General features: G+C 40.2%; 24 protein-coding genes, 1 pseudogene and 1 other annotated feature. Of the genes and pseudogenes, 9 read left to right on the top strand and 16 right to left on the bottom strand.

Going from position 1 to position 24,610, the window contains the following annotated elements; translation table 11 throughout:
* Window positions 1-2: 2 nt before the first annotated feature.
* Together AC0KTX_RS10690 and plsY are read left to right on the top strand one after the other, a co-directional pair.
* Window positions 3-1,076, top strand: a complete 1,074-nt coding sequence (locus AC0KTX_RS10690; protein WP_474252186.1) for an FUSC family protein — start codon at window positions 3-5, stop codon at window positions 1,074-1,076.
* Between the two features lie 41 nt (window positions 1,077-1,117).
* Entirely contained in the window at window positions 1,118-1,747 is a 630-nt protein-coding gene (plsY, locus tag AC0KTX_RS10685; protein WP_474252185.1) for a glycerol-3-phosphate 1-O-acyltransferase PlsY, read from the top strand.
* A 171-nt stretch (window positions 1,748-1,918) separates the two neighbouring features.
* On the opposite strand, the gene AC0KTX_RS10680 is transcribed toward plsY, so the two are convergent.
* The 4 genes from AC0KTX_RS10680 to AC0KTX_RS10665 all read right to left on the bottom strand — a co-directional run bounded on the left by AC0KTX_RS10680 (window position 1,919) and on the right by AC0KTX_RS10665 (window position 7,722).
* A complete protein-coding gene (locus AC0KTX_RS10680) occupies window positions 1,919-4,609 on the bottom strand; it encodes a tetratricopeptide repeat protein (RefSeq protein ID WP_474252184.1) in 2,691 nt (896 codons plus the stop codon).
* A 128-nt stretch (window positions 4,610-4,737) separates the two neighbouring features.
* Window positions 4,738-6,480, bottom strand: coding sequence for an ABC transporter ATP-binding protein (locus AC0KTX_RS10675; RefSeq protein WP_474252183.1), 1,743 nt, complete (start codon window positions 6,478-6,480; stop codon window positions 4,738-4,740).
* Window positions 6,481-6,544: 64 nt separating this feature from the next.
* Window positions 6,545-7,072, bottom strand: coding sequence for a nucleoside tri-diphosphate phosphatase (gene ntdP, locus AC0KTX_RS10670; RefSeq protein WP_474252182.1), 528 nt, complete (start codon window positions 7,070-7,072; stop codon window positions 6,545-6,547).
* Between the two features lie 410 nt (window positions 7,073-7,482).
* A complete protein-coding gene (locus tag AC0KTX_RS10665; RefSeq protein ID WP_474252197.1) occupies window positions 7,483-7,722 on the bottom strand; it encodes a YgaB family protein in 240 nt (79 codons plus the stop codon).
* Between the two features lie 231 nt (window positions 7,723-7,953).
* Between AC0KTX_RS10665 and AC0KTX_RS10660 the strand changes: the two genes are divergently transcribed.
* Complete coding sequence (locus tag AC0KTX_RS10660) at window positions 7,954-8,778, top strand: undecaprenyl-diphosphate phosphatase (protein ID WP_474252181.1); 825 nt, start codon at window positions 7,954-7,956, stop codon at window positions 8,776-8,778.
* A 70-nt stretch (window positions 8,779-8,848) separates the two neighbouring features.
* Here AC0KTX_RS10660 and AC0KTX_RS10655 read toward each other — a convergent pair.
* A pseudogene (locus AC0KTX_RS10655) lies at window positions 8,849-8,992 on the bottom strand (gamma-type small acid-soluble spore protein); the annotation flags it as partial.
* Window positions 8,993-9,234: 242 nt separating this feature from the next.
* Here AC0KTX_RS10655 and AC0KTX_RS10650 point away from each other — a divergent pair.
* Window positions 9,235-9,408, top strand: a complete 174-nt coding sequence (locus AC0KTX_RS10650) for a cytosolic protein (protein ID WP_474252180.1) — start codon at window positions 9,235-9,237, stop codon at window positions 9,406-9,408.
* Between the two features lie 10 nt (window positions 9,409-9,418).
* Here the strand turns inward: AC0KTX_RS10650 and mutY are convergent, their stop codons facing one another.
* Window positions 9,419-10,516, bottom strand: coding sequence for an A/G-specific adenine glycosylase (gene mutY / locus AC0KTX_RS10645; protein ID WP_474252179.1), 1,098 nt, complete (start codon window positions 10,514-10,516; stop codon window positions 9,419-9,421).
* Between the two features lie 140 nt (window positions 10,517-10,656).
* Here mutY and AC0KTX_RS10640 point away from each other — a divergent pair, with 140 nt between their 5' ends.
* The 3 genes from AC0KTX_RS10640 (at window position 10,657) to AC0KTX_RS10630 (ending at window position 12,083) form a co-directional block, all read left to right on the top strand.
* Window positions 10,657-11,637, top strand: coding sequence for a metal-dependent hydrolase (locus tag AC0KTX_RS10640; protein WP_474252178.1), 981 nt, complete (start codon window positions 10,657-10,659; stop codon window positions 11,635-11,637).
* A 103-nt stretch (window positions 11,638-11,740) separates the two neighbouring features.
* A complete protein-coding gene (locus tag AC0KTX_RS10635; protein WP_474252177.1) occupies window positions 11,741-11,890 on the top strand; it encodes a small, acid-soluble spore protein K in 150 nt (49 codons plus the stop codon).
* Window positions 11,891-11,927: 37 nt separating this feature from the next.
* On the top strand, window positions 11,928-12,083 hold the full coding sequence (locus AC0KTX_RS10630; RefSeq protein WP_474252176.1) for a YpzG family protein: 156 nt from the start codon (window positions 11,928-11,930) through the stop codon (window positions 12,081-12,083).
* A gap of 18 nt (window positions 12,084-12,101) precedes the next feature.
* Here AC0KTX_RS10630 and AC0KTX_RS10625 read toward each other — a convergent pair whose 3' ends face one another.
* Window positions 12,102-12,431, bottom strand: a complete 330-nt coding sequence (locus tag AC0KTX_RS10625; RefSeq protein ID WP_474252175.1) for a YfhH family protein — start codon at window positions 12,429-12,431, stop codon at window positions 12,102-12,104.
* A 16-nt stretch (window positions 12,432-12,447) separates the two neighbouring features.
* Entirely contained in the window at window positions 12,448-13,260 is an 813-nt protein-coding gene (gene recX / locus AC0KTX_RS10620) for a recombination regulator RecX (protein ID WP_474252174.1), read from the bottom strand.
* A gap of 60 nt (window positions 13,261-13,320) precedes the next feature.
* Here recX and AC0KTX_RS10615 point away from each other — a divergent pair, with 60 nt between their 5' ends.
* Both AC0KTX_RS10615 and AC0KTX_RS10610 read left to right on the top strand, forming a co-directional pair.
* Complete coding sequence (locus AC0KTX_RS10615) at window positions 13,321-14,220, top strand: TIGR01777 family oxidoreductase (RefSeq protein WP_474252173.1); 900 nt, start codon at window positions 13,321-13,323, stop codon at window positions 14,218-14,220.
* Window positions 14,221-14,493: 273 nt separating this feature from the next.
* Entirely contained in the window at window positions 14,494-15,054 is a 561-nt protein-coding gene (locus AC0KTX_RS10610) for a GNAT family N-acetyltransferase (RefSeq protein ID WP_474252172.1), read from the top strand.
* A 50-nt stretch (window positions 15,055-15,104) separates the two neighbouring features.
* Here AC0KTX_RS10610 and AC0KTX_RS10605 read toward each other — a convergent pair whose 3' ends face one another.
* From AC0KTX_RS10605 to mgrA, 8 genes are all read right to left on the bottom strand, one after another.
* Window positions 15,105-16,352 (bottom strand): glutamate-5-semialdehyde dehydrogenase, encoded by a 1,248-nt coding sequence (locus AC0KTX_RS10605; RefSeq protein ID WP_474252171.1) that lies wholly within the window; start codon window positions 16,350-16,352, stop codon window positions 15,105-15,107.
* A complete protein-coding gene (gene proB / locus AC0KTX_RS10600; protein WP_474252170.1) occupies window positions 16,349-17,476 on the bottom strand; it encodes a glutamate 5-kinase in 1,128 nt (375 codons plus the stop codon). The genes AC0KTX_RS10605 and proB overlap by 4 nt, the downstream gene beginning before the upstream one ends.
* 57 nt (window positions 17,477-17,533) lie before the next feature.
* Window positions 17,534-17,745 (bottom strand) — a binding site (T-box leader).
* Between the two features lie 58 nt (window positions 17,746-17,803).
* Window positions 17,804-18,295, bottom strand: a complete 492-nt coding sequence (locus AC0KTX_RS10595; protein WP_474252169.1) for a DoxX family protein — start codon at window positions 18,293-18,295, stop codon at window positions 17,804-17,806.
* 324 nt (window positions 18,296-18,619) lie between these two features.
* Complete coding sequence (locus tag AC0KTX_RS10590) at window positions 18,620-19,303, bottom strand: TerC family protein (protein WP_474252196.1); 684 nt, start codon at window positions 19,301-19,303, stop codon at window positions 18,620-18,622.
* A 304-nt stretch (window positions 19,304-19,607) separates the two neighbouring features.
* Window positions 19,608-21,089, bottom strand: coding sequence for an aldehyde dehydrogenase family protein (locus tag AC0KTX_RS10585; RefSeq protein ID WP_474252168.1), 1,482 nt, complete (start codon window positions 21,087-21,089; stop codon window positions 19,608-19,610).
* Between the two features lie 765 nt (window positions 21,090-21,854).
* Entirely contained in the window at window positions 21,855-23,099 is a 1,245-nt protein-coding gene (locus tag AC0KTX_RS10580) for a S1C family serine protease (RefSeq protein WP_474252167.1), read from the bottom strand.
* A gap of 136 nt (window positions 23,100-23,235) precedes the next feature.
* The gene (locus tag AC0KTX_RS10575; protein WP_474252166.1) at window positions 23,236-23,388 is read right to left on the bottom strand and encodes a hypothetical protein; all 153 of its coding nucleotides are present in this window, start codon (window positions 23,386-23,388) and stop codon (window positions 23,236-23,238) included.
* A 129-nt stretch (window positions 23,389-23,517) separates the two neighbouring features.
* A complete protein-coding gene (mgrA, locus tag AC0KTX_RS10570; RefSeq protein ID WP_474252165.1) occupies window positions 23,518-24,510 on the bottom strand; it encodes an L-glyceraldehyde 3-phosphate reductase in 993 nt (330 codons plus the stop codon).
* Window positions 24,511-24,610: the final 100 nt, after the last annotated feature.

The raw sequence follows: 24,610 nt of genomic DNA, 5'->3' as shown, positions 1-24,610 counted from the left end.
ACATGAAACTAGGAGCTCGCATTTTAAAAACGGGAATTGCCATTACGTTGGCTTTGACGATAGCTTCGATCCTTCAATTGCCGTCGCCTGCTTTTGCAGGAATTGCAGCAATATTTGCCATCCAGCCGACGATCTATAAATCTTATTTAACCGTTATCGATCAAGTTCAGGCAAATATCATTGGCGCCATTATCGCGATTTTGTTTGGGCTGTTTTTCGGAGCAAACCCGTTCATTATCGGATTATGCGCCGTCATTATTATTGCCGTCTGCTTGAAATTAAAAATAGAAAATACCATTGTCATCGCCCTCGTGACGATGATCGCCATTCTGGAAACAACCGGAGATGACTTTATACAGTTTGCCATCATACGGCTTTTGACAATTTTGCTGGGGGTTTTGTCCGCTTTTCTCGTCAATCTCGTCTTTATGCCGCCAAAATATGAAACAAAACTTTATCAACAGATCACTGAAATATCGCACGAAATTATGAAATGGATCCGCATCAATATCAGAAATAAATCAGAGTACGGATCTCTCAAAGAGGAAATTGACAAGTTAAAAGATCAATTGATCAAACTTGATCAGTTATTTTTGCATTATAAAGAAGAGCGGATATACTCCAAAACGAAAGTGTATGCGAAATCGAGAAAGCTTGTTTTATTCAGGCAAATGATCATTACGACCAATCGTGCGTTTTTCACATTGCGAAAACTCCACCGCTTGGAAAACGAGCTTCACCGCACACCAAGGGATTTTCAAGAACTGCTGATTTCTGAGCTTGATGTGCTGCTAATTTTGCACGAACAAGCATTGTTAAAAATTACAAAAAAGATTAAAAACGACCAGGAAGAAAATAGCGTGCCATTTGAAACATTCCATCGTAAGGAACTTATCCAAGCCTTTTTAACATTTGAAAAAGAATCCGCTGATTCAGAGCAGATTTACCATATTCTTCCCCTAGTCTCAACGATTGTCGATTATTATGACCAAATTGAACATTTAAACATGCTGATCAACAGCTTCCATCATTTTCATACAAAAGAAAATCAAATACAGATCGGCGAACATGAATAAAAAAGTTTTTATTAAAAACGGTACGTGAAAGGATCGCAACTATGGAATTTTTCTACTATTTACTCGCTTATTTGATCGGATCGATTCCTTTTGCTGTGATTGTCAGCAAATGTTGGTTTAAGGTGGACATTCGTGAACATGGCAGCAAGAATCCCGGCGCAACGAACACGTTGCGCGTACTCGGGAAAAAGGCGGGGCTTGTTGTTTTACTGGGCGATCTTCTGAAAGGATCCTTTGCGGCTATTCTTCCTGTCTTATTTCATTCAAACGCTGATCCGCTTTACGTTGGTTTTTTGGCTGTAGTCGGCCACTGTTTTCCGATTTGGTCTAGATTTCGGGGCGGGAAAGCGATCGCAACAACTGCCGGCGTTTTGCTATTTACAAATCCGCTGTTATTTCTTGTTGCCTACACATCTTTTATTCTCATCATCGCCATCAGCAAGTACGTGTTTTTCGGCTCCCTTTCGGTTGGGCTGTCGCTTTTGATGACATCCCTCCTAACAGGGGATAATATCGTGCTTTTCAGTTTATTTTTCCTTTTTCTAATTTTCCTCCACCGCTCCAATATTCAAAACTTTCTTTCCGGGAAGGAGCCGAAAATCGATGATCCTTCAATTCGCCAAGAGAAGCGAATAATACGGGGCGATTCAAAAGAAACAAAAAATGTTTAATTTTAGATTAGATGTCCTCTTTTTTTATAGAGAAATAAGCCATCGGCAAACAAAAGCGGGGCATGAAAGAGCGTATATGCCAAAGAACATCCTCTAAAGGCTTTCATTCATCCCCTTCCTGCACGGTGTTCGTCAGGGGATGCCCTGCGATCTGCCCCGCCTTGTATAACCTTAAAGTCCTTTCTGAACAGGTTTCAAGCGATTTTCGTCCAACAATTCACACTGTCGCAATTTTAATTGGAAAACCGTCAACGGGTCATAATACATTTCCGGATTTTCTTTGAAGCTGTTTAAACGCTCTTGATTTTCTTGAATTTGTTTTTCGCCTTCCTGCACCATTTGTTTGAGAAGATGGACAGGCTCGCGGAAAAACATTTTCACATCGCGTTCAATCCCTTTTTCAAACAGCTCAAATTGACCAAAAAACTTCTCAATGATGGATTCAACCGCTTGATCATAAGATTCCGTTTCGATGTATTTTCTATATTGATTGGCAATAAAAGATGGGTTTTGCCCAACGGATGAGAACAGCTTGCCCGCTCCCTTCAGCAAAATTTGCGTCGGTTTAAAACGGTTCAAAATGTTTTCATCTTCAAAATGAACGGACGCTGTTAATCGAACCATATCCCTCCGCCAATCATCAAGCACTTTAAAGTCGCAAGCAAGCTTCATCCGATCGTCCCCATACAAGGCATTAAACGATTCACACATGTCATCTAAATAATTCTGACTTTGCTTCAATTCGCTTTCAGCCAATGAAATCCATTCTTCCATGCTTTTCGACCATTTCGGCATGACGGATTTCTCAAGATATTCCCGCACCTGTTCATTCATTTTTTGGTTAAGGACAGCGGGCAATTTGTTAAAATCGCTTTTTTCGTTAATGAATTTAGAGGAAGAGCGCAAAAGATTTCGCAATTCGCCATGAAGGCCTTTTTTGATTTCTTCTTTTGCCGAATACACATATTGTTTCAATTCCGCGCTTTTTTCCGCCGCTAAATCATCCAGGCTGTTGATCAATCCATTTAACCTTTTCACGATGTCTTCATTTTTTTTGATTGATTCTTCTAAATGGCTCTCCAGTTCCGCTCGCTTATTATACGTAAAAGTGATCGATTTTTTCAGGAAGAATAATAGCTTTTCTGATCTCTTTCGTTCATCCCGGACAATGCTGCGGCCAATTTTCAAAAGCAACTCTTTGGCTCCCGGCTGCGATACAAGATGGATATCCGCCTTAGGGTAAAGATCATTTATTTGTTTTCTTGCATTTTCATAAGAAAGGCCGCTCTCCGTTTCAAGCACAAAGTGAACAGAAACATCGTCCATCTTCTCGACAATTGCCGCTAGCTTTTGGTTTGCTTCAGGTGTTAAAGGGCTCTCTTGCGAATGAAAATATACCACTCCATCAGCCAAATGGACGTACTCCATCCATTCTTGATCATCGAATGCATGTAGATCGGGTATCTCAACAAGGCAAAGTTTATGTTCTTTTAGCAGATCATTTGGTACATCAATTTCAATAACAGCTTCTTCCGCTTCAGCACCTGTTTGCAGCTCTTCCACGCCGTTCCATTCTGAAAAGAATTCATTGGCGATTTTCCGAACTTTCGTTGTTGCGCCGTATTGATAAAAAATCGGTTTTGACAATGGCATCGACGGCACACTTCCAAGGAGGAATTCATCAATCAAATTGTTTCCTTGCACACCGCCGCCTACTACCAACAGATAAAGATGATGTTCTCCTGCTAATTTTTCCATTATCCAGCGGTATTTTTGCCCAATGTTTATTTGATGTTTATCCGCCCATTCGGTCAATGTGCCGAACAGCCGTTTAACAATTTGAACGTTTGTCGGCCGATTTTGATGATTTCGCAAAATTTGTTCCGCTTGTATGATGACCCGCTCATCAAGACTCGATCGGAATATTTCACTCCACGCCGCCACGCAAGCCGCAGCCGGCACCGGTTCCCTTCCCATTGAAAGCTTTAGCCAATTCGTTAAAAAGATGGGCATGATCTCCTGCAAATCTTTCAGCAGATAAGCGCCGCTAAGCAATTCATTATGCGACTCCGCAAATAAACGAACAATCTCATCCCAATTTTCAAGCTCACCGACTTTAATATTGAGAAAAAGATTGTTTGCAGTTTTTAACCATGTTAAAAATTGTTTGCTGTAAATATAGTTCCTCCATAAAGAAGCAGCCAGCTTTTGAAACAGATGAAGATCTTTTCGGTAAAGAACGGTCAACAGTTTAAAAAACTCATCCGGCTCTTTCGCTTTCGCCAATCCCTGCTCTGCATAATCGATCACGCGCCCGAACCAATCCGGGCTTTCTGTGCGGATCGCTTCATGAATCGAAAGTTGTACAGCATCATTCCAATTTTGCTGTTTTTCATAAAATTCCACGGCAAGCGAAGACGCATCGCGATGATCGGGATCGACAGCAAGCGCCTCCTGAATCGCCTCATAAGCCTTCTCTGTCTCGTCTTGTTTTAAATAGAGGAAAAACAGCTTCACCGCGACTTCTGCTTTCAACATATTTGAATCAGTCTCAATGGATTTGTACGTTTGTTCGGCAGAGGAAAATAATCCAACTTCCGTGTATGCGTCACCTATATTTTTCTTTGCCCAAGACGACAGCTCATTTTCAATAGATTCCCATTTAAAAATGGCAGTTTCATAATCTTGATAATGAAAATAAACTTCACCTTGCGCATACCGAATGTAAGAAAGGTCGTAGACAAGCTTTTTCTGTTCTTTTTGAAGGGCTTCTCCTAGCTCTTGAACAGGGTGTTTCGATGAATGTTCTTTTAATAAGGTTTCATAGAACCTTTTGTCCATCAATTGTTTTTCGGTTGCCATATCCAACCTCCATGTTTCGTATTGGTTACTTTTTATTTTATCAAACATCGCTTGTTCATTGGTTTTTTTAAAGAAAAAGAAATATTTTATCTATAAATATCCAGTTTTTTAATGATTCATGACACAATTTAATCCAGTTGTTGAATTTGAAACAGTTTATAGTAATGGCCTTGTTTTTTCATTAATTCATCATGTGTTCCTATTTCAATAATTTCGCCATTCTCTATCAAAACGATTTTATCGGCATGAGTGATCGTTGACAGGCGGTGGGCGACAATTAATGTCGTCCGGTTTTTCGATAGCTTTTCAAGCGCTTCCTGTATAAAATGCTCGCTTTCCAAATCCAATGCGGATGTCGCTTCGTCCAATATCAAGATCGGCGGATTTTTTAAGAATACCCGTGCAATCGCAATTCTCTGTTTCTGCCCGCCTGATAATTTCACTCCCCGCTCGCCAACTTTTGTGTTGTACCCTTCCGGCAAATTCATAATAAACTCGTGAGCATTTGCCGCCTTTGCTGCTCTTATAACTTCTTCATCTGTTGCATCCGGTTTGCCAATCAAGATATTAGCTTTGATCGATTCACTGAACAAAAAAGGATCCTGAAGAACCATGCCGATTTGATCCCTTACACTTTGCAATTTGTACTCTTTAATATGAACGCCGTCCAGCAAAATTCTTCCTTCCGTCGCATCCCAAAAACGGGGCACTAAACTGACAAGCGTCGATTTTCCCCCGCCGCTCATGCCGACAAATGCTACTGTTTCGCCTTTTTTGATCGTTAACTGGATGTTTTTCAAAACCATGTTCTCATCGTCGCTATAACGAAAAGAAACATTTTCAAACGTAATTTCGCCGGAAAGCCGCTTCGCTTCCTTCGCATTTGGCAAATCGACAATATCATAAGGCTCATCAAGAAGTTCAAAAACTCGATCCATTGAAGCGAATGCTTGTGTTAAAGTTGTTGATGAATTAATCAAACGGCGGAGCGGGTTATACAGACGATCTATATAAGCAGTAAAGGCGACCATTGTGCCGATGGTTAAATCTCCTTGGATAACTTTGTAAGCCCCATAAAAAATAACCAACAACGGGGCGATGTCTGTAATCGTATTGACAACAGCAAACGTTTTGGCATTCCATTTTGTATGGTCAATGGCCTTTTGCAAAAAATTGCGATTTTCCTTATCAAATTGCTTTTGCTCATAATCTTCTATCGCAAAACTTTGAATGACAGCCATTCCGCTTACCCGTTCATGCAAATGGCCTTGAACTTCGGCAAGAGCTTGCGATCGTACACGTGTCAAATGCCGAAGCCTCCCGTAAAAATATTTAATGGAAAATCCATATAAAGGAAACAAGATAATGGAAGTAATCGTTAATGAAACATCCATCGTAAACATAATGCCGATCGCTATAAAGATGGTCATTAAATCAAGCCAAAGGTTCATCAGCCCTGTAATGACAAACGTCTTTGTTTGCTCCACGTCATTGATGACCCGCGAAATAATTTCACCCGCACGTCTATTGGAATAGTACCTCAAGCTTAAACGTTGAAGATGGGTAAATAATTGGTCGCGGATGTCATATAAAATTTTGCTTCCAGTCCATTGAGCAAAATATTGCCTATAATATTCAATCGGCGGACGGATGACAATAAAAATAAAAAACATGATTCCCATCAAAAAGATAAGTTTTTCTGTTTTCTCGCCTTCCGTCAAATTGCTATTCAAAACATCATCAACAACAATTTTTAATAATAACGGAATGAGCAGCGGAATGCCGAACTTAAGTATCCCGACGACAATTGTTAAAAAAATTTGTTTCTTATAGGGGGCTACAAATTTCATGTATCGTCTAATGGATCCCAAACAATTCTCTCCCTTCCAATCAATGAAAGCGAAAAGTCTGTTGTCTCGGCAACAGACTTTTCCTTCATAAATATGTTAAGTATCTTTCATACCATAGATCGATAAAATCCGGCGAAAAGGGCCCCTTTCTGCCCCTTATCCAAAGGATCAGCTTGTTCACATTGTTTTTCAAAATGCGGTCGATGACTTGCGGATATTTCATCGTTTTCTTATGCCGTTCATACTCATCCTCATCGAGAAGAGTATAGGTCATATCAGGAAACACTTTTATATCAAGATCATAATCAATATACTTTAATGCTTCATCATCCCAAACAAAAGGGGAACTGATGTTGCAATAATAATAAATGCCGTCTTCTCGAATCATGCCAATGACATTAAACCAATGCCGGGCATGAAAATAACAAATCGCAGGTTCTTTCGTAATCCAAGTTCTTCCGTCCGCTTCGGTGACTGTTGTGCGATCATTGCCGCCGATAATACAATTTTGCGTGCCTTTTAAAACGGTCGTTTCTTCCCAAACACGATGAATGCAGCCGTTATGTTTATAGCTGTGTATTTGAATTTTATCTCCTTCCTTTGGCAGCGCCATCTTTGCTCCCTACTTTCTAACGGACAATCAACAATCGGTCCTGAAATATCATTTTTAACTATTATACCTTTTGAGTGTCAAAATGAAAATAAAAGAGCCATGCCCTCAATAAGGCTGACCCATCGGCTTGATTTCTTGATTTTCTTTGATTTCACATAACATTTTTCACCTGAAATCAAATCTGCGGACTTCAAGTTTTCCTTTTCTTTCACCGTTTTCGAATCGATTGTTTATTTCTATGAATATTTCTCAAGTCTTAAATGAAAATACAGCGGAAGTCGGTTTTGAAACAGGTTGAGAAAAGATAAGATTCTTGGTAGGAAAGAGTAAATAAAATAAGGGTTTATTCGGACAGCGGGATGCCTGCCGCGATCGTGTTGATGGCTAACCTTTCATCCAATTGCTTTTTTTCAAATGGATGATTGATACGTCTTAATTACTTCCTCTGTTTGCTGTTCAAATAATTTTTGAATCATTTCCAATTCGAGTTTCATTCTGTTGATTTCTTTTTGAACAGAATGGAGCCTTTCATCTTTTTCATGCAAAAGCCCGGCTTCTATTTGCTGATATCGTTCAATTTCAGATTGAAGATTCAAAAGCTTATCCATCGTTTCAAGCTGCTCTGTTACAAGGAGATCGAATCGGCTCAATTCATGTTTATCCATATTCATCCCTCCGGCATAATTTTTAAATGGTATGAATAAACTATTCTCATCTTGTACATATAATTCCTTTGACTCATTATGTAGATCATTGAAAAATTTTGGATGCCCCTTTAAGAAAAGAATATTGACTCTCACATCTTATTTTATGTACAATCTGACAAGATTAAACTATATGATTCCCATTATTTCGAGGGAAAGGGAAAGGAAGTTAAAATCGTGCGGGAAATAATTGTTGCAATAATTTTGGGGCTTGTTGAAGGCTTGACAGAATTTGCTCCTATCTCTTCTACCGGTCATATGATACTTGTTGACGATATTCTTTTAAAATCGAAAGAATTGTTTTCGCAAGAAGTTGCCAACACTTTTAAAGTCGTCATCCAGCTCGGTTCCATATTGGCTGCCGTTGTTGTCTTTAAAGATCGCTTTTTTGATTTGCTCGGCATAAAAAAAATGCAAGGAATTCGCCAACCGAACGGCCAGCGGCTAACATTAGGAAAGGTTATTGTCGGTCTGTTGCCTGCAGGAATTTTAGGCGTTTTGTTTGAAGATTACATTGATGAGCATTTATTTACTTCAAGAACAGTGCTCTTTGGATTGGTATTTGGCGCTTTTCTAATGATTGCAGCCGATCTTTTTAAACCTAGAAAAACAAAAGCCGAAACGGTCGATCAAATTACATACAGACAAGCGTTCATGATCGGCCTCCTTCAATGCCTGTCACTTTGGCCAGGGGTTTCACGTTCCGGATCAACAATTTCGGCTGGTGTTTTAGTCGGTTTAAGCCACCGTTCGGCATCCGACTTCACGTTTATTATGGCTGTCCCAATTATGGCCGGGGCAAGCGGTCTTTCACTTATTAAAAACTGGGAGTATCTTACAGTGGATGCACTGCCATTTTTTATAGCAGGCTTTATAAGCGCATTTGTTTTTGCTCTTTTGGCGATCCGGTTCTTTTTAAAGCTGATCAACCGCATCAAGCTTACCCCTTTTGCCATATATCGAATTGTTTTGGCGATCATTATTGCCGTGTTCTTTTTATAAGTTAAAGCGGAGAGCTGCAAAGTTCTCCGCTTTTTTTGAAATTCGATGCTATGAAAAGATTGGCTTTTGATTAAGAATTTTGTTGTTTATTTTGCTCAGCCTTTTGATTTTGTTGTCTTACTTGTTGAGCGTTTGTTTCAGAAGCAAATTCTGTACCATATCCTTGAGCAGATTGTTGGTTTTGTTTTTTAACATTTTGCACATTTGTTTTGTTTTGTTGTTGTTGTTTCGCCATCACTTTTCACCTCCACGTCATTTATCATGTCCAGGAGGGTGACGCCTTATCCAAAAAATTTTTTTCTCTTTTCAAAAAAAATACCGCAGGAGACTAACATTTACAGCTCCCGGACAAAAATAATCTTTTTAAGCCCTTGTCAACCCATTGATTTGTGAATAAAGGCACCGGTTTCAACAAACAATATAAAAGAACAAATTATTTACGGAGGGATCGAAACATTGTCCTTGATTCGAGATATGACGGAGCTTTCGATGATGCCAAAACAACAATGGAGTGATGGCGAGCTCCATTATTTTCATACTGCGTTTCAACAAATGATGCCGTACTTAAATTCGGAAGGACAGGCGAATCTTCGAGAAATCGTTGAAGAATGGCTTCCCGCGGCGGTTTGAAAAGCAAAGGCTAGTTATTTCCTGCTTTTTCTTTATATAAAGCCCATATTTTTTGGTGTGAAACGGAAAAAGCATAACGGTCGATTTCTTTGAAAGAAATTTTTTGCAATCCATTTATCAATTTTTCATCATTCACTTTTCCGAAATAGACGCTGATATTCCAAATGAGGTGTGAAAAAACATGTTGAATCGTTCCTTTTAACTCGCTCAATTCTGCTTTGATCCCATATGTTTCGTTCAAAAATTGTTCTAATAATTTGCGGTGTGAAATATGGCTTGTCCGCACTTCACAATTCGGAAATTCCCATAAATTTGCAAGCAACCCTTCATTCGGCCTTTTATGAATGTACAAATGATTTCCATTCACTAAAACAGCTGCAGCAATCGAAACATTTTTCAATGTTTTGTTTTTCGTTTTTACCGGCAGCTGCTCTTGGATTCCTTCAGAAAATCCCCGGCAAAAATCACGCACCGGACAAAGTAAGCAGGATGGAGAAGACGGCGTGCATACCATCGCCCCTAATTCCATTAATGCCTGGTTAAAATCGGAAGGATTTTCTTTGGAAATCAGTTTTTTCGCCGCTTCTTCAAACGTATTTCTCGTTTTCGGTTTTGCGATATCTTCATCAATCGCTAAAATTCTCGATAAGACTCGCATCACATTTCCGTCAACAGCCGGTTCAGGCTGATTAAAGGCAATGCTTAAAATAGCGCCTTTTGTATACGGTCCAATCCCTTTTAGCTTGCCAAGTTGTATCGGATCATCGGGAATATTCCCGGAGTATTTTTCCTTGACTTCCTTCACAGCGTTGTGCAAATTTCGAGCCCGCGAATAATATCCAAGCCCTTCCCATGCTTTTAAAACCTCTTCCTCATCAGCATTTGCCAGCGATTCTACATTTGGAAATTTTTCCATAAACCTCTGGAAATAAGGAACAACCGTTTCCACTCTTGTTTGTTGGAGCATAATTTCCGAAACCCACACTTTATAAGGGTCTTGATCTTTGCGCCATGGCAAATCACGTTTTTCCCGCTGATACCAGCTGATCAATTCGTATTGAAATGCTTTTATATCAAAATGTTCAAGATTCTGCTGCCATTCACCCATTTTTCGTTAATGCCTCCACTTTACGCTTTAAGTTATGATACACTAGAAAGAACTACGAATTTTATGGTACATTATTTTGTTTTCAGGTAAAAGATCAATGAATTTATATATTCCACTTATTATTTCAGGGGAGGATGACTTTGGATACAGGAACACATTTTGTCATGGGACTCGCATTGGGAGGTTTGGCAACGTTGGATCCGGCTGTCGGCAGTTCTTTTCTGACGGCAGAAGCGGTATTTTTAGGTACAATGATTGGCTCACAAGCTCCGGATATCGATACGATCTTAAAATTAAAAAACAATGCGTCCTATTTAAGAAACCATCGCGGAATTACCCATTCTATTCCAGCTATTGTTTTATGGTCTTTTTTTATTACTGGTTCCATTTATTGGCTCATACCGAACAGCAATCTTCTCCATGTATGGCTTTGGACGTTCATTGCCGTCCTTTTTCACGTCGTTGTTGATATTTTTAACGGATATGGAACACAAGCGCTTCGGCCTTTTTCACAACAATGGATTGCCCTCGGCACCATTAACACATTTGATCCATTTATTTTTATTGCTCACGTAATCGGAATCGGGATTTGGCTTTCCGGTGCAAACCCAGGCGCTACTTTTGCCGTTGTCTATTTATTCCTCGCATTCTATTATGTTGTCCGGCTGCTTATGCAAAGGAAAATTAAAAACAACATCAGCAGTCAGTGGGATAACGTCGAAACGGTCATTTTTAATCCGACGATGAAGTTTCAAAAATGGCAGCTTGTGATCATCACTTCAGAATGGTATTATGTCGCTTTTTCCAATTTTACAGATGTTCATGTCGTCGATCAATTTGAACGAAAAAAACTTCCGGAACATCCTGTGATAAACGCTGCCAAAAAAGATAAAAATATCGCTGCCTTTCTGGCGTTTTCCCCCGTTTTCCGTTGGGAAATAAAAGAGCAATCCAACTATTATGAAGTCCGTTTCATCGATTTGCGCTACTTTGTAAAAGGCCACTACCCATTTGTTGCCGTCGCCCAGCTTGATCAACAATTCAATATTATCCGATCTTATACCGGTTGGATTTTCAGCAAAAAAAAGCTAAAGAAGAAGCTAGAATTGCAGTTGGATTAAGTTTTTTCGCCTTTTTTATCCATTCATACAACCTTGTGGGACACATAAACTAATGATGCGCGCGCTGGATTGCTGCGCAATCTCTTTTCACGGAGGCTGTAAAATGCGCAATAAAGCAAAAGGATTTCCGAACAAAAATATTGACGGGGAACCTCGCGCAAAAGCCGAATATGCTTCTAAGCGTGCTAACGGAACGATGAACACCCATCCTCAAGAAAGGATGAAAGCATCCAGTGATCGAGAGGAATTTTGATCAAATTAAAATTCCTTTGTAAAGGTGGTTGGAACAAATGGATCATAAACGCCGTTCATTTCCCGCCAGATATAAAAGCGAATTTCAATCAACTTGGTCAAATCCAAAACATGCTTTTCGACAAGTTAACGGGGAAACACAGCAAACACAAAGCTTGATCATCTTAGAACAAGAAACTCGGAAACGCTCGTAAATTTTTAGATCATGCCTCTTATTGGGCATGATCTGTTTTATTCAGCATGGAAATCGGCAGCGCCTCCTCCTTCAAAGGAGTGGATAAACGATAGCCCCATGCGAAGACGCCTTTTAAATATTCGACATGAAAATATTCCCCCGGCGCCCCGTCGATTTCATATTCTTTTCCGGCCGGAAAATCGTTCGGATTCAGCATATAAGCTTTTGCCATGGCAATCTTCCGTTCCAAAACGGCATATTCATTAACCATTCCAAGCTGTTCTGCTTTCTGGGCTTTTTCTTTCAAACGGGCAATTTCCGTTTGCAGTTCGTATTCAGTCATTTCACTGTAGCGTTTTTGTTCCATTTCATTTTCCTCCCTCTTAGTTTATTTCCTCCAATTCTTGATTTATATATTGTTGGATAAGGTCTTGCGAAAACCCTTTCCGATATAAAAATTGCGCAACCTTCGTCCGCAGTTCAAGGCCTTTCAAATGCGAGTATTTCCTTTTTCCTTTTTCTCCTTGTGCAACAACGGCTTCCCATTCCATACCGCCATCATCTTGCATAGGGAGCTTTTCCAACACAGCTTCGATCACATCATAAGGAAAACCTTTTCTAAGCAACATTTGCTCCATTTTTTTGCCTAGTTGAGCCAGCGATATTTTTTCCTTTTTCCTCAATTGCTTTTCTGCCAATTGATAGGCTTTCTCTATTTGCTCTTCTTTTGAAAACAACTGCAGAGCATCTTCGATTACATCGCGGGCAACGCCTTTTTGTTCTAATTCTCTTTTGATAAGATTCGGGCCTTTTAAAGCGGTTTTCATATGCGTCCTCACAAATGCCTTCGCAAACTCTTGATCATCTATATAATGGTTTGTTTTTAACTCCTCAATTACGCTGATCATCACTCGTTCATCTATGTTTTTTCTTGCAAGATAGTCACATACTTCTTTTTCCGTTCTCATTCGATAGCCGAGATATGTCAATGCTTGATTGTAGGCCGTTTTCATTTGATCGTCAAGCAAAATGGCCTCAATATCCAATTCATCCAGCTCCATTCCTTTTCTTAACCGATGTTTTACTAAAACATCTTCCCCGACGCTGAAAGCATATTCCTCGCCGAACCCTTTATCAACATAAACATTGAAACGGTTTTTCATTTTCTTTTGCACTTCAATTTTGACAATGAACATATTCGAACACCTCCATTCTATAGTATCATAGAAAAAACAAGTTACACGGAGGTTTTCTGAATGAAAATTGCCATTGCGGGTGGAACCGGTCTGATCGGACGCCAAGTATGCTCTCATTTTCAAAATCGAGGAGATGAAATTTTCATTTTAACAAGGAACGTCCCTAAAGGTGAACATCACAATATTCATTATGTTGAATGGCTAAAAGCAGGAAACAAACCGGAAAACCATTTAGAAAATACTGATGTGATGATCAATTTAGCCGGAAAATCGATAAACTGCCTCTGGACGAAGAAAGCAAAAAAAGACATCGTTGAAAGCAGAATAAAAGCAGTTGAAGAAATCATTCGCATCATTCAGGCGATGGATCGGAAGCCGAAACTTTTGATCAACGCCAGTGCTGTCGGAATATACGGTACTTCTGAAACCGGCGTGTTTTCCGAAGATTCAGCGAAGCAAGGAAACGACTTTTTAGCAAAAACTGTTCAAATTTGGGAATCACAGGCGAAAAAAGCGGAAATGGATGGCGTTCGGGTTGTCCTGTTAAGGCTTGGCGTCGTTCTTGATAAACAAGGAGGCGCTTTGCCGAAGATGGTTTTTCCTTATCTCTGTTTTGCCGGCGGAACAGTTGGGAAAGGAACTCAATGGATTTCATGGATCCATATAAAAGACGTTGTCGGTCTCATCCAATTTTGCATTGAACAAGATCGCCTATCGGATCCTGTCAACGCCGTGTCGCCGCATCCCGTAAAAATGAAGCAATTTGGCCAAATCATTGGCAAGGTTTTAAAACGGCCACACTGGCTTTTCGTACCTGATTTTTTGTTGAAGACGGTATTTGGTGAAATGAGCATGCTTTTGACGGAAGGGCAGCATGTATTGCCGAAAAAAGCATTAACAAACGGTTATCAATTTGCCTATCCAAAACTGGAAGAAGCTTTAAACGATTTGTATCATTAAGAGCACCGTTATATTGGAATTTATGCAATTTTTGTAATATTTTTTTTACAATATTCCTATTTCTTTTTTTGAAAAAATCCAGTATGATACATAGAAAGAAATATTGACAACTCCATTATACAAACAAAGGGAAGGCAAATGGTGCGCCACCGGCTTCCAGCCGGTTCTAGTGGGTTCGATTCCCACCCCGAAATTTTTAAACGCAAATAAAAATTTCGAGGGTGGGATCCATAAATCACATGGAAACTGCCCTCGTTAATAGGAGGGATGAACATGTTGAAAAAACGTGATCTTTCAGATTGCCCACAATTGTTTGAGCTTATCGTACACCCAGACGTCTTCCCTTTTGTCCGTCATAAAGCTGCAACCATTGAAGAATATATGTTTATTACAAAGCAGGTCATGGAAGCTGAGGAAAGAGGGGAACTCATTTCGCGCACCATTTTAGATGAATGGGGCTCTCCCATCGGAACAATCAGTTTGTATGACATACAAAACCAGGCGGGATTTCTCGGGACTTGGCTCGGCAAACCCTATCATGGAAAAGGGTACAACCAGCTTGCCAAAGACGCTTTTTTTCAGGAACTTTTTTATGAATTAGGGATTGAAACCATCTTCATGAAAATCCGCACTGAAAATATACGCTCTACGAAAGCCGCGCAAAAACTTCCGTACGTCATCCTTGCCAACGAAACCCGGTCAACACTCCACACTGAAATAAACAAAGGTGAAAATTTGTACAACCTGTTTGAGATTTCAAAAGATATGTATACTTTCTACACAAAAAGAAACGGATTTATGGCTGATGAGGAAAATAAATTGAAGGAAGCGTAAAAAAGCATCCGCTTAACGGATGCTTTTTTAATTGGTAGTAGGGAGTGGGTTTACGATCTAATTTGTCCGCTGCCTCTAATGATATATTTTGTAGATGTCAATGCCGGAAGCCCCATCGGCCCCCGTGCGTGCAGTTTCTGTGTACTGATGCCGATTTCTGCCCCAAAACCAAATTCAAAACCGTCGGTAAAACGGGTGGAAGCGTTATGATAAAGGGCAGCTGAATCAACCAGTTTGAAAAACTTTTCCACATGTTCAGGCGTTTCGGAAATGATCGCTTCCGAATGATTGGTGCTGTATCGGTTGATGTGATCAATCGCTTCATCTACACCGGAAACAAGCTTTACAGCTAAAATTTGATCTAAATATTCAGTCTCCCAATCTTCTTCTGTCGCTAATGTTAAATGAGGAAAATCATCGTGCAATCGCTGATCCACTCTTAATTCGACACCATTCTTTGCAAGTTCTTCAATCAGCTCCCTGATATTTTCTATTCCCCAGTTTTCATGAATAAGTACCGTTTCCGCCGCATTGCAAACGGAAGGTCTTTGCGTCTTGGCATTTACCGTAATGTTGATGGCCATGTTTTTTTGCGCCGATTCATCGATAAAAACATGGCAATTGCCTGCGCCTGTTTCCAAAACTGGAACTGACGAATTTTCCACAACGGTTTTAATTAAATTTTTGCCGCCTCGGGGGATTAATACATCTAAATAGTCGTTCAATTTAAACATTTCCGATGCCGTTTCCCTGCTTGTATCTTCAAGAAGCTGTACTGCTTCAACAGGAAAATCCGCTTCTTCCAACGCTCGTTGAATCACTTTCACAATGGCCATATTAGAATGCAAAGCAGATGAGCTTCCGCGGAGGAGCACAGCATTTCCGGTTTTTAAACAGAGACTTGAAGCATCAATTGTAACATTTGGTCTTGCTTCATATATCATTCCGACTACACCGAGCGGCACTCGAATTTTTTCGATAATTAAACCGTTCGGACGTGACCATTTTTCTAGTATTTCACCGACAGGATCCTTTAATGTGATTAACTGTTCCAGCGATTCAACCATGCCTTTGATTCGTTCTTCATTTAAGAGCAGCCGGTCAACGAGCGATTCAGATAAACCATTTTCCTTTCCGTTTTTGATATCTTTCTCATTTTCCTTTAAAATGTAAGGCGCCTCTTGCAGCAAATATTGAGCAATGAGAGACAAAGCGCGGTTTTTTTCTTCAGTCGACTTTGCAGCGAGGCGAGAAGCTGCTTCTTTTGCCAATCTTGCTTTTGTCAACAATTCGCTCATATCATCATCTCCTTATTTGTAATGGCGACAAATTGATCGCGGTGGACAACCTCCGGATGCGTACGATTTGTTTTTTCCATCGCCCTTTGGCTCGGCATACCCATTACTTCTTTTAATTCTTCTGATGAATAATTGACAACACCTTTACCGATTAATTTTTGTTCCTTGTTTATAATTTGGACGACATCTCCTGACTGAAAGAAACCGCTGACACGCTTAACCCCAGCAGGAAGGAGCGATTTTCCTTCCTGCAAAATAGCTTTTGCTGCCCCATCATCAACTTCCACATCACCAGAAATGACGGAATGAAGAGCAATCCAAGCTTTTGAATTGCGAACTGCACTCAGATCGGTTTTGCCAATATATGTTCCGTCACCGTTTCCTTTTAAAATTTCGATTAATTTTTCTTCTCCTTGACCTTGCCCGATAAATACTGACACACCAAGGGCAAGCGCCGTTTTCGCTGCCATTAATTTTGATTTCATGCCGCCTGTCCCCACTTTAGAGCCGGATGTTGCCTCCGTTTTTTCAAGCAGCTCATCTGTGACTTCCGGCAGAAAATCGTACCGTTTTGCTTTTGGGTTTTTTCTTGGATCGTCTTCATACAAACCGTTTATATCCGTCAAAATAATGAGAAAATCAGCATGCATTAATCCGCTGACGAGCGCTGACAGCATGTCGTTGTCACCGAAAGTTAATTCTGCAATTGAAACAGAATCATTTTCGTTGATGATCGGCAGCACTTGACGCTTTAAAAGCTCCGATAAAGTGGAATATGCGTTTTGGTACTGTTCTTTATTTTGAAAATTGTCCCTTGTTAAGAGCAGCTGAGCGCAAACAATTCCGTGCTTCTTAAATGCCTCTGTATAAGCCTGAACCAAAAGTCCTTGACCAACTGCAGCTGCTGCTTGTTTTCCCCTGACGGTTACAGGCCGTGACGGATACCCTAGATCACCGTATCCCGCAGATACAGCTCCGGAAGAAATTAAAATCACTTCATATCCTTCCTTTTTCAATCTCGCAATGGCGTTGACATGCTCCAACAGCTTTTCCCTGCTCAGCCCGCCATGTTCATCTGTTAATGAACTGCTGCCGATTTTGACAACTATCCGCTTCTTCCTCACGAACAAAACACCTCTTCACTGCTTTCGATCATAAAAAAACTCATATCCATCCTTTTACCAAAGGACGAATATGAGATATCCGCGGTACCACCTTTTTTAGCACTATCCAGTGCTCACCTTTAGCCTGTAACGAAGGGTACGGTCAGGTTATGAGCCTGACAGCTCCAGGGGTAGGTTCAATAGCTTGCCAGCGGTGGAACCTTTCAGCCAATGAGTTCCACTCTCTTTTCGCCTAAAGTCTATTTACTGGCCCCTTTCAACGCCGAAAAAGTATTTTTTTTTAAATTATGTTTCAAAACTATTGAAAAGTCAAGCCGCTTGCAGCATTTATACATGCGCTTTCTGATTGTATTTTTTATTGGTTAATTTTTCTTTTAAATATGGAAGGACAAATCTGTCAGCTCCCCAATGGTACGCAGCGGCGCCAACGGCGAGCAATATTATGGCTTCGGTATACATAATGGGGTTGGTGCTGGTTGTTCCCGCCAGCATAAAATTCAAATTCATAAATGCACCTGCAATTAATGCCGGAGTTGTCAATAAACCGAAAATGAGTCCTAAACCTACCAACAATTCTCCAACCGGAATAATAAAATTGAACAACTCTACGTTTGGCAGTGCAAAATGCTCAAGAAACGCTGCATACCATCCTTGAACAGCCGGATGTTCACCGCCTGCTTTGGCAATGGCTCCTTTTAAAAATCCCGTTGCATCAAATCCGCCCAGCTTTTCCACTCCCGCCATAAACCATTCATAGCCGAGCCAAATTCTCAGCACCGTCCAAACAACAGCAACTTTCGGATCTTTTACCCACTTCATTTTCATCAAACTCCTTTTGTGAAGTTTTTCACATATATTCACGAAGATGTATGTGAAATATTTCACTAACATCTTCATTTACAATATACAACTGATTAAAAAAACTGGCAATATATTTGTGAATAATTTCACATTTTGTTAACATTTTCTTCGTTTATCCACACTTTTGTGGATATTGTGGATAAAACTGACTGTTCCCATGGAATCAACAACAAGTTATCCATAGTTTTTTTAATGAATTGTGAATAAGTTGCTTTTTCGCTGTGAATTATGTGGATAGTAAAAAAGACAGGCGCCTTTTATAGCGGCCTGTCTCGGCAATCATTAAGCGGTATGTTGCAATTTATTGTCTTTTTCATCATGTTTATTTTTGGCATATCCTAATGCCAGCACGATGAATGTGATAACTCCGATAATGGAATATTCAATCAAAGCGCTCTCTATATGAAGCCATTTATCAATATGCCGGTCTTTAAAGATCATTTCCCCTGCCGTCCAAGCCAAAATTCCGGAACCTATATAAGCAATCCATTGAAATTTGTTCATTATTTTAACGATCGCCTTTGAACCGAAAATCATTATCGGAATGCTGATGAGAACTCCCAAAGCAACCATCCCGATATGGCCATGAGCAGCTCCCGCCACCGCGACAACATTATCCAAGCTCATGACAGCGTCGGCTAAAATAATCGTCCGAACAGCCTTGAAAAGGCTGCTTTGCGATTGGACATGCGCCGCCTGTTCGTCGCTGACAAGCACTTTATAAGCAATCCAAAGAAGCAAAAAACCGCCAATAATGTTTACAAACGGAATTTTCAACAAAATGACGATAACGGATGCAAATAAAATCCTTAATACAACGGCTCCGCCCGTCCCCCAGAAGATGGCTTTGTTTTGTTGTTCTTTTGGCAAATTCCTTGTTGCCATCGCAATGACAACGGCATTATCCCCCGACAAAATAATATCAATCGCGATAATTTTTAACAAAGCAACAACCGAATCAGACATTGTAGATAAACCAACTGAAAAAAAATCCAATTGTGTTCGCTCCTTTATAACATGAAAAAAATGTACACGTCCATTGTACCTCTATTTAGAGGTAAACACAATTTTAAGATTTTGCTGAAAAATTTCGGTTATAGGTAACTGTCAACCATTCTTATACATTGGAGGGGGATGAACACAGTTGAAGCTATTAAAGATGCGAACAGGGAGAGTTTCTCAAAGCGAAACTACCGAAATCCTTAAAATCGGAAAGGAGCCGTCCAAGCCAGCTAGCCTGGCCAGTTAGGACAGCTCCTTCATCAAAATCTTACTCGGGGATATAAGGCAAATCAAGATTTTTTGGAACATTGATGACATGCGTTTCAGTATAGGCAAGAAGGCCTTCCTTGCCATATTCACGTCCAATTCCTGATTGTTTAACGCCGCCGAATGGGAAACGAACGTCCAGTCCTTGAACTGCTGCTGTATTGATCATTGTCGTTCCTGCTTGAATATGTTTGGCAACCTTTAATGCATGTTCCTGTTCTCCCCAAACAGAACTAGTAAGGCCATAAATGCTGTCATTGGCCAAATTGATTGCTTGTTCATCGTCATCAAAAGGCAATATAGGAACGGTTGGGCCAAACTGTTCTTCCACGACAATCGGATCATTATAGCCAGCGCCTAGAACAACAGTCGGCTGCATGTAATAGCCGTTTTTAAATAAAGTTTCATCCACCAGTACCTTTCCGAGTTTTATTACTTTAGCTCCCCGGCTTTCTGCATCATCAATCAAACTTTGTACATACTGAACTTGCTTTTTATTATTTACCGGACCTACTGTAACTCTTTCATCAAACGGATCCCCTACGCGAATCCATTTATTTGCTGCTTCAATATATTTTTCAACAAACTGATCGTAAATGGATTTATGAACGTAAATTCTTTTCGCAATCATGCATATTTGCCCTGCCGTTAAGAAATTGGAAATCACGAGGCGGCGCATCGCTTTTTCGTCATTCACATCAAAATCATTTAGAACGATTGCGGCATCATTTCCGCCTAATTCAAGCGTCATATGTTTTATTGTTTCAGCAGCCGATTTCATAATATGTTTAGCTGTTTGAGTTCCGCCGGTAAAGGCGATTTTTGCCACTTTCGGATTCGTTGTTAATTCTATACCGACATCGGCTTCCCCATGAACCAAATTTAATACACCAGGAGGAAATTCATCGGCAATGATCTCAACTACTTTACTAGCTGCCAGCGGAGCTAATGGGCTTGGCTTCAGCACCATCGTGTTGCCTGCCAAAAGCGCAGGAGCAATTTTTATAGTCGAAAGCGAGATCGGATAATTCCACGGTGTAATCGCAGAAACGACCCCTATCGGATCTTTTGTCACGATCGTTTTGCCATTGTCATGTTCCTGTACATCCTCTTTTAAAACTTCTTTTACGTTATCACATGCATATTCCATCCACATTAAAGAAACGGCTATTTCACCCTTTGAGTCGTAAAGCGGCTTTCCATGCTCACGAGACAGCAGTTCCGCAATTTCAGGTGTTGCATCTTTTATTTTTTGGATCGCCCTTCTCATCCGTTCTATACGTTCATCGATTGAAGTTTTAGCCCAAATCGGAAATTGTTCATACGCCGCATCAATTGCTCGAATCGTATCTTCACGGGTGTTTACCGGAGTATAACCAACAATCTCATTTGGATGAGCAGGATTTTCACGGGGAACCGTTTTCTCGGTTTTATATTTCTCTCCATTTATAATGGCGTCGATCACAATCGGTTTGTTTGACATGCCACGCACTTCCTTTCGGGTTTGCTTTTAAAATTTCAACATTTATTGTTGCTGCTAAAAAGTCTTTTATTAAATATTTTGTTATTCTTTCTACAAACTATTGTTTTTAAAATTATTGCGTTTATTCTTTTCCTGTTCAATTGTATTTTATTCCATTTTTTAGGTGATTCAGTAAAAAAATACAGAAAGATTAAGAATTCCCGTGATGATTTCTGAATCACATTTTTATGAACAGCGGTTATACTTGCCGATTCTATTTGTTTTCCTGAAATAAATTTCATCTTGCAATACTCTGACAGCAGGCCAAGATTTCCCGTTTGGAAAATCGGAACAATGGAGAAAGATCTTCCGTTTTTTTCTGCCATGCAATCTCTTATATGATTAAATCTTTAATGGATTTGGTCTTATTATGTAAAAGCTTCTGTCATTTCACAACCTTCCTTTCAAAAAAAATCTTGAACCAAAATATTTTTAAATAAATTATCTTTGGTTCAAGATAACGATATTACACTATAGGTTGTATTGCAACAAATATGCTTTCATCAAATATTTCCTCAAGACATGTACAGCCGCTCTAAAAGGCGGCTTCACGACCTCTTCTAATCATACAGCATTTTACCATGGATCAGTTTGATTTGCGCGCTGGCACGGCGTGTTTCCAAAATACGTTTTGAACAAAATTTATCCGCTCCATCCATTTTTGGGAGAAATAAAAGGAAGTAGTCGTTAAATATACTTTAACGACGGCAAAATTACGAACTCACATCAAGTTTGCGACAAGTCTTGGCTTGAAAGTTTAACCGCAACCGTCATTTCTTTTCCGTCTCTGTACAATTTGACTTTGACCGTATCTCCTGATTTTGTTTCCGTATATAAATATTTTCTTAACTCGCTAGTAGTGTGAATGCTTTTACCATCCAATGCAACAATGACATCTTTTTCCTTTAATCCTGCTTGATCCGCAGGCGAGTTAGGCTGAACGTTCCCAACGACTACTCCTTCTTTAATGTTCTCAGGCAAATTGAGTGTATCCCTAAGAACGTAATCGGGGAGTTCGCTTACATTCAATAAGCCGACTCCAATAAAAGGACGGTCAATTTTTCCTTTTTCCATTAGCTGATTGATGGCGGAAACAACATCATTGCTTGGAATGGCAAACCCAAGCCCCTCAACACCCTCTTGGCTGATTTTCAAACTGCTGATGCCGATGACTTTACCTTCCATATTAATCAACGGACCGCCGCTGTTTCCCGGATTGATGGCCGCATCGGTTTGAATGACATCGAGCGCCCAGTCGCCTTCTGAAGTTGCAATATTAACCGTCCGATTCACTCCGCTGATAATCCCTTCTGTTACCGTTCTAGAAAAATCGTTGCCAAGCGGATTACCGATGGCAATCACTTGATCGCCAACGCGCACATTATCAGAATCCCCAAACTCAGCTACAGTTGCAACACTGCTGTTGTTAATTTTGATCACTGCCAAATCCGTCAACGGATCAGCGCCAACAACCTCCGCTTTTTCCTTATCTCCATTAGATAGCGTTACCTCTAATGAAGAAGCTCCTTCAATCACATGGTTGTTTGTAACAATGAAAACATCATTGCCCGATTTTTTAAAGATAATTCCTGTTCCGCTTCCGCTTTCCACTACTTCACCGGAAGAACCGTGACGAGAGCCAAACCAATCGCTCTGTGCTTGCTGCAAATTGGAAATGCCGACAATTGCCGGTGTAAGTTTTTCAGCAATTTCCGCAATATCGCCTGTATTGGAAATTTTTGCAACACTAGCGGACGTTTCTTGGTCATTTGTGCTTTGACTGACCGCCACATGCTGTGATTGTTCATTTGACGCCTCATTATGATCTTGAAACGGCAAAAAGGTCAACGCACTATAGACGACAGCGCCACCCACAACACCGCTGATTAGCGAAGGAAGAACCGTTTTCAATACATTTTCTTTTTTTCTTTTCGCTTGATTGGTTTGATCTATTTCATCATAATATCCCATTTGAAAGCCCTCCCTATTGTTCATCGTTTTTCTAATGCACATACTATCCCAAAAATATGACGAAACGATGAACAAAAGGTGAAAAGACATTTAAATAATGGAAAAGAGCTGTGTTTGTTGTCCATGCTGCCATCATTTATACAACACGATGCTTCGGTTCGTTCCTATTTAAAACGGACAATAAGTTATCCGCCGCCAAATGAGCCATTTTCATTCGAGTTTGCATGCCGGCACTGCCGATATATAGCAGCGACACAACATTTGGCAATGATAATAGCGGATGATTCAATGAGACAGGTTCTACCTCCAATACCGCTGATAGGCGACACCTCTTCTGCATGGCATTTGCGGATTTAGTCAATACAGTGATGCCATGCTTGAGAAAAGCAGAAAATGCATATTAGTTAATGTTAGTCTGTTAATCTTTTAATATACGATCTATTTCCGCCAGTTCTTCTTCTGTAAATGATAGATTGTCCAGCGCTTTTACATTTTCAACAATTTGGCTGGCACTGCTTGCGCCAATTAGTGCGGAAGTTACTTTTCCTTCGCGAAGCACCCATGCAAGAGCCATTTGCGCCAAAGTTTGCCCCCGCTCTTTTGCGATTTCATTTAATTTTTTCACCTTTTCGATCACTTCAGGCGTAATGGCATCTTTTTGCAAATAACCAGTCGATTTGGCTGCACGAGAATCTTCTGGGATGCCATTCAAATATTTAGTCGTTAACAATCCTTGCTCCAATGGACAAAAGGCAATTGAGCCCACCCCGTATTTTTCCAACACTGCTTGCAGACCGTCTTCAATCCAGCGATCAAACATCGAATAACGGGGCTGATGTATTAAGAGCGGTGTTCCCAAGTCTTGTAAAATGTTAATGGCTTTTTCTGTTTGTTCAGCATCATAACTGGAAATACCGACATATAGCGCTTTTCCTTGTTTGACAATTAAATCCAATGCAGCCATTGTTTCTTCAAGCGGAGTGTTCGGATCCGGCCGATGGGAATAGAAAATATCAACGTAATCAAGACCCATTCTTTTTAAGCTTTGATCAAGGCTTGCAATGAGATATTTTTTCGATCCCCATTCGCCATATGGACCGTCCCACATGCGATAGCCGGCTTTTGTAGAAATCACCATTTCATCTCGATACGGTTTGAAATCTTTTTTCAGTATTTCACCGAACATTTCTTCCGCAGATCCTGGCGGCGGACCATAATTATTGGCCAAATCAAAATGAGTAATTCCCAGATCAAAAGCGGTTCGCAACATATCCCGACCATTTTCAAAAGAATCGACCCCGCCAAAATTATGCCACAGCCCTAACGAAATGGCAGGAAGCATCAATCCGGATCGCCCGCAGCGATTATAAACCATGTTCTCATATCTTTCTTTGTTTGCTAAATAAATCATTTTTCATCACCTCAATGATTAATTGTAAACGCTACCAAACAATTTGTCATCTTTTCTTCAATTGTTAATCTCCCGAAAATTGAATGTCTAATAAAAATCT

It is taken from the genome of Aeribacillus sp. JST-2, from assembly GCF_056032925.1.
Note: the sequence above shows the minus strand (reverse complement) of the source record. Positions and strands in the feature narration are given on the sequence as shown.

What these genes read in the sequence shown, in the direction of transcription:
- AC0KTX_RS10590 (WP_474252196.1), bottom strand. Translation starts at nt 19,303, where the DNA reads ATGTCTGATTCGGTTGTTGCTTTGTTAAAAATTATCGCGATTGATATT.
- plsY (WP_474252185.1), top strand. Translation starts at nt 1,118, where the DNA reads ATGGAATTTTTCTACTATTTACTCGCTTATTTGATCGGATCGATTCCT.
- AC0KTX_RS10635 (WP_474252177.1), top strand. Translation starts at nt 11,741, where the DNA reads ATGCGCAATAAAGCAAAAGGATTTCCGAACAAAAATATTGACGGGGAA.
- mutY (WP_474252179.1), bottom strand. Translation starts at nt 10,516, where the DNA reads ATGGGTGAATGGCAGCAGAATCTTGAACATTTTGATATAAAAGCATTT.
- AC0KTX_RS10595 (WP_474252169.1), bottom strand. Translation starts at nt 18,295, where the DNA reads ATGAAGTGGGTAAAAGATCCGAAAGTTGCTGTTGTTTGGACGGTGCTG.
- AC0KTX_RS10580 (WP_474252167.1), bottom strand. Translation starts at nt 23,099, where the DNA reads ATGGGATATTATGATGAAATAGATCAAACCAATCAAGCGAAAAGAAAA.
- AC0KTX_RS10585 (WP_474252168.1), bottom strand. Translation starts at nt 21,089, where the DNA reads ATGTCAAACAAACCGATTGTGATCGACGCCATTATAAATGGAGAGAAA.
- recX (WP_474252174.1), bottom strand. Translation starts at nt 13,260, where the DNA reads ATGTTCATTGTCAAAATTGAAGTGCAAAAGAAAATGAAAAACCGTTTC.
- mgrA (WP_474252165.1), bottom strand. Translation starts at nt 24,510, where the DNA reads ATGATTTATTTAGCAAACAAAGAAAGATATGAGAACATGGTTTATAAT.
- ntdP (WP_474252182.1), bottom strand. Translation starts at nt 7,072, where the DNA reads ATGGCGCTGCCAAAGGAAGGAGATAAAATTCAAATACACAGCTATAAA.
- AC0KTX_RS10630 (WP_474252176.1), top strand. Translation starts at nt 11,928, where the DNA reads ATGGATCATAAACGCCGTTCATTTCCCGCCAGATATAAAAGCGAATTT.
- AC0KTX_RS10615 (WP_474252173.1), top strand. Translation starts at nt 13,321, where the DNA reads ATGAAAATTGCCATTGCGGGTGGAACCGGTCTGATCGGACGCCAAGTA.
- AC0KTX_RS10610 (WP_474252172.1), top strand. Translation starts at nt 14,494, where the DNA reads ATGTTGAAAAAACGTGATCTTTCAGATTGCCCACAATTGTTTGAGCTT.
- AC0KTX_RS10680 (WP_474252184.1), bottom strand. Translation starts at nt 4,609, where the DNA reads ATGGCAACCGAAAAACAATTGATGGACAAAAGGTTCTATGAAACCTTA.
- AC0KTX_RS10605 (WP_474252171.1), bottom strand. Translation starts at nt 16,352, where the DNA reads ATGAGCGAATTGTTGACAAAAGCAAGATTGGCAAAAGAAGCAGCTTCT.
- AC0KTX_RS10625 (WP_474252175.1), bottom strand. Translation starts at nt 12,431, where the DNA reads ATGGAACAAAAACGCTACAGTGAAATGACTGAATACGAACTGCAAACG.
- AC0KTX_RS10690 (WP_474252186.1), top strand. Translation starts at nt 3, where the DNA reads ATGAAACTAGGAGCTCGCATTTTAAAAACGGGAATTGCCATTACGTTG.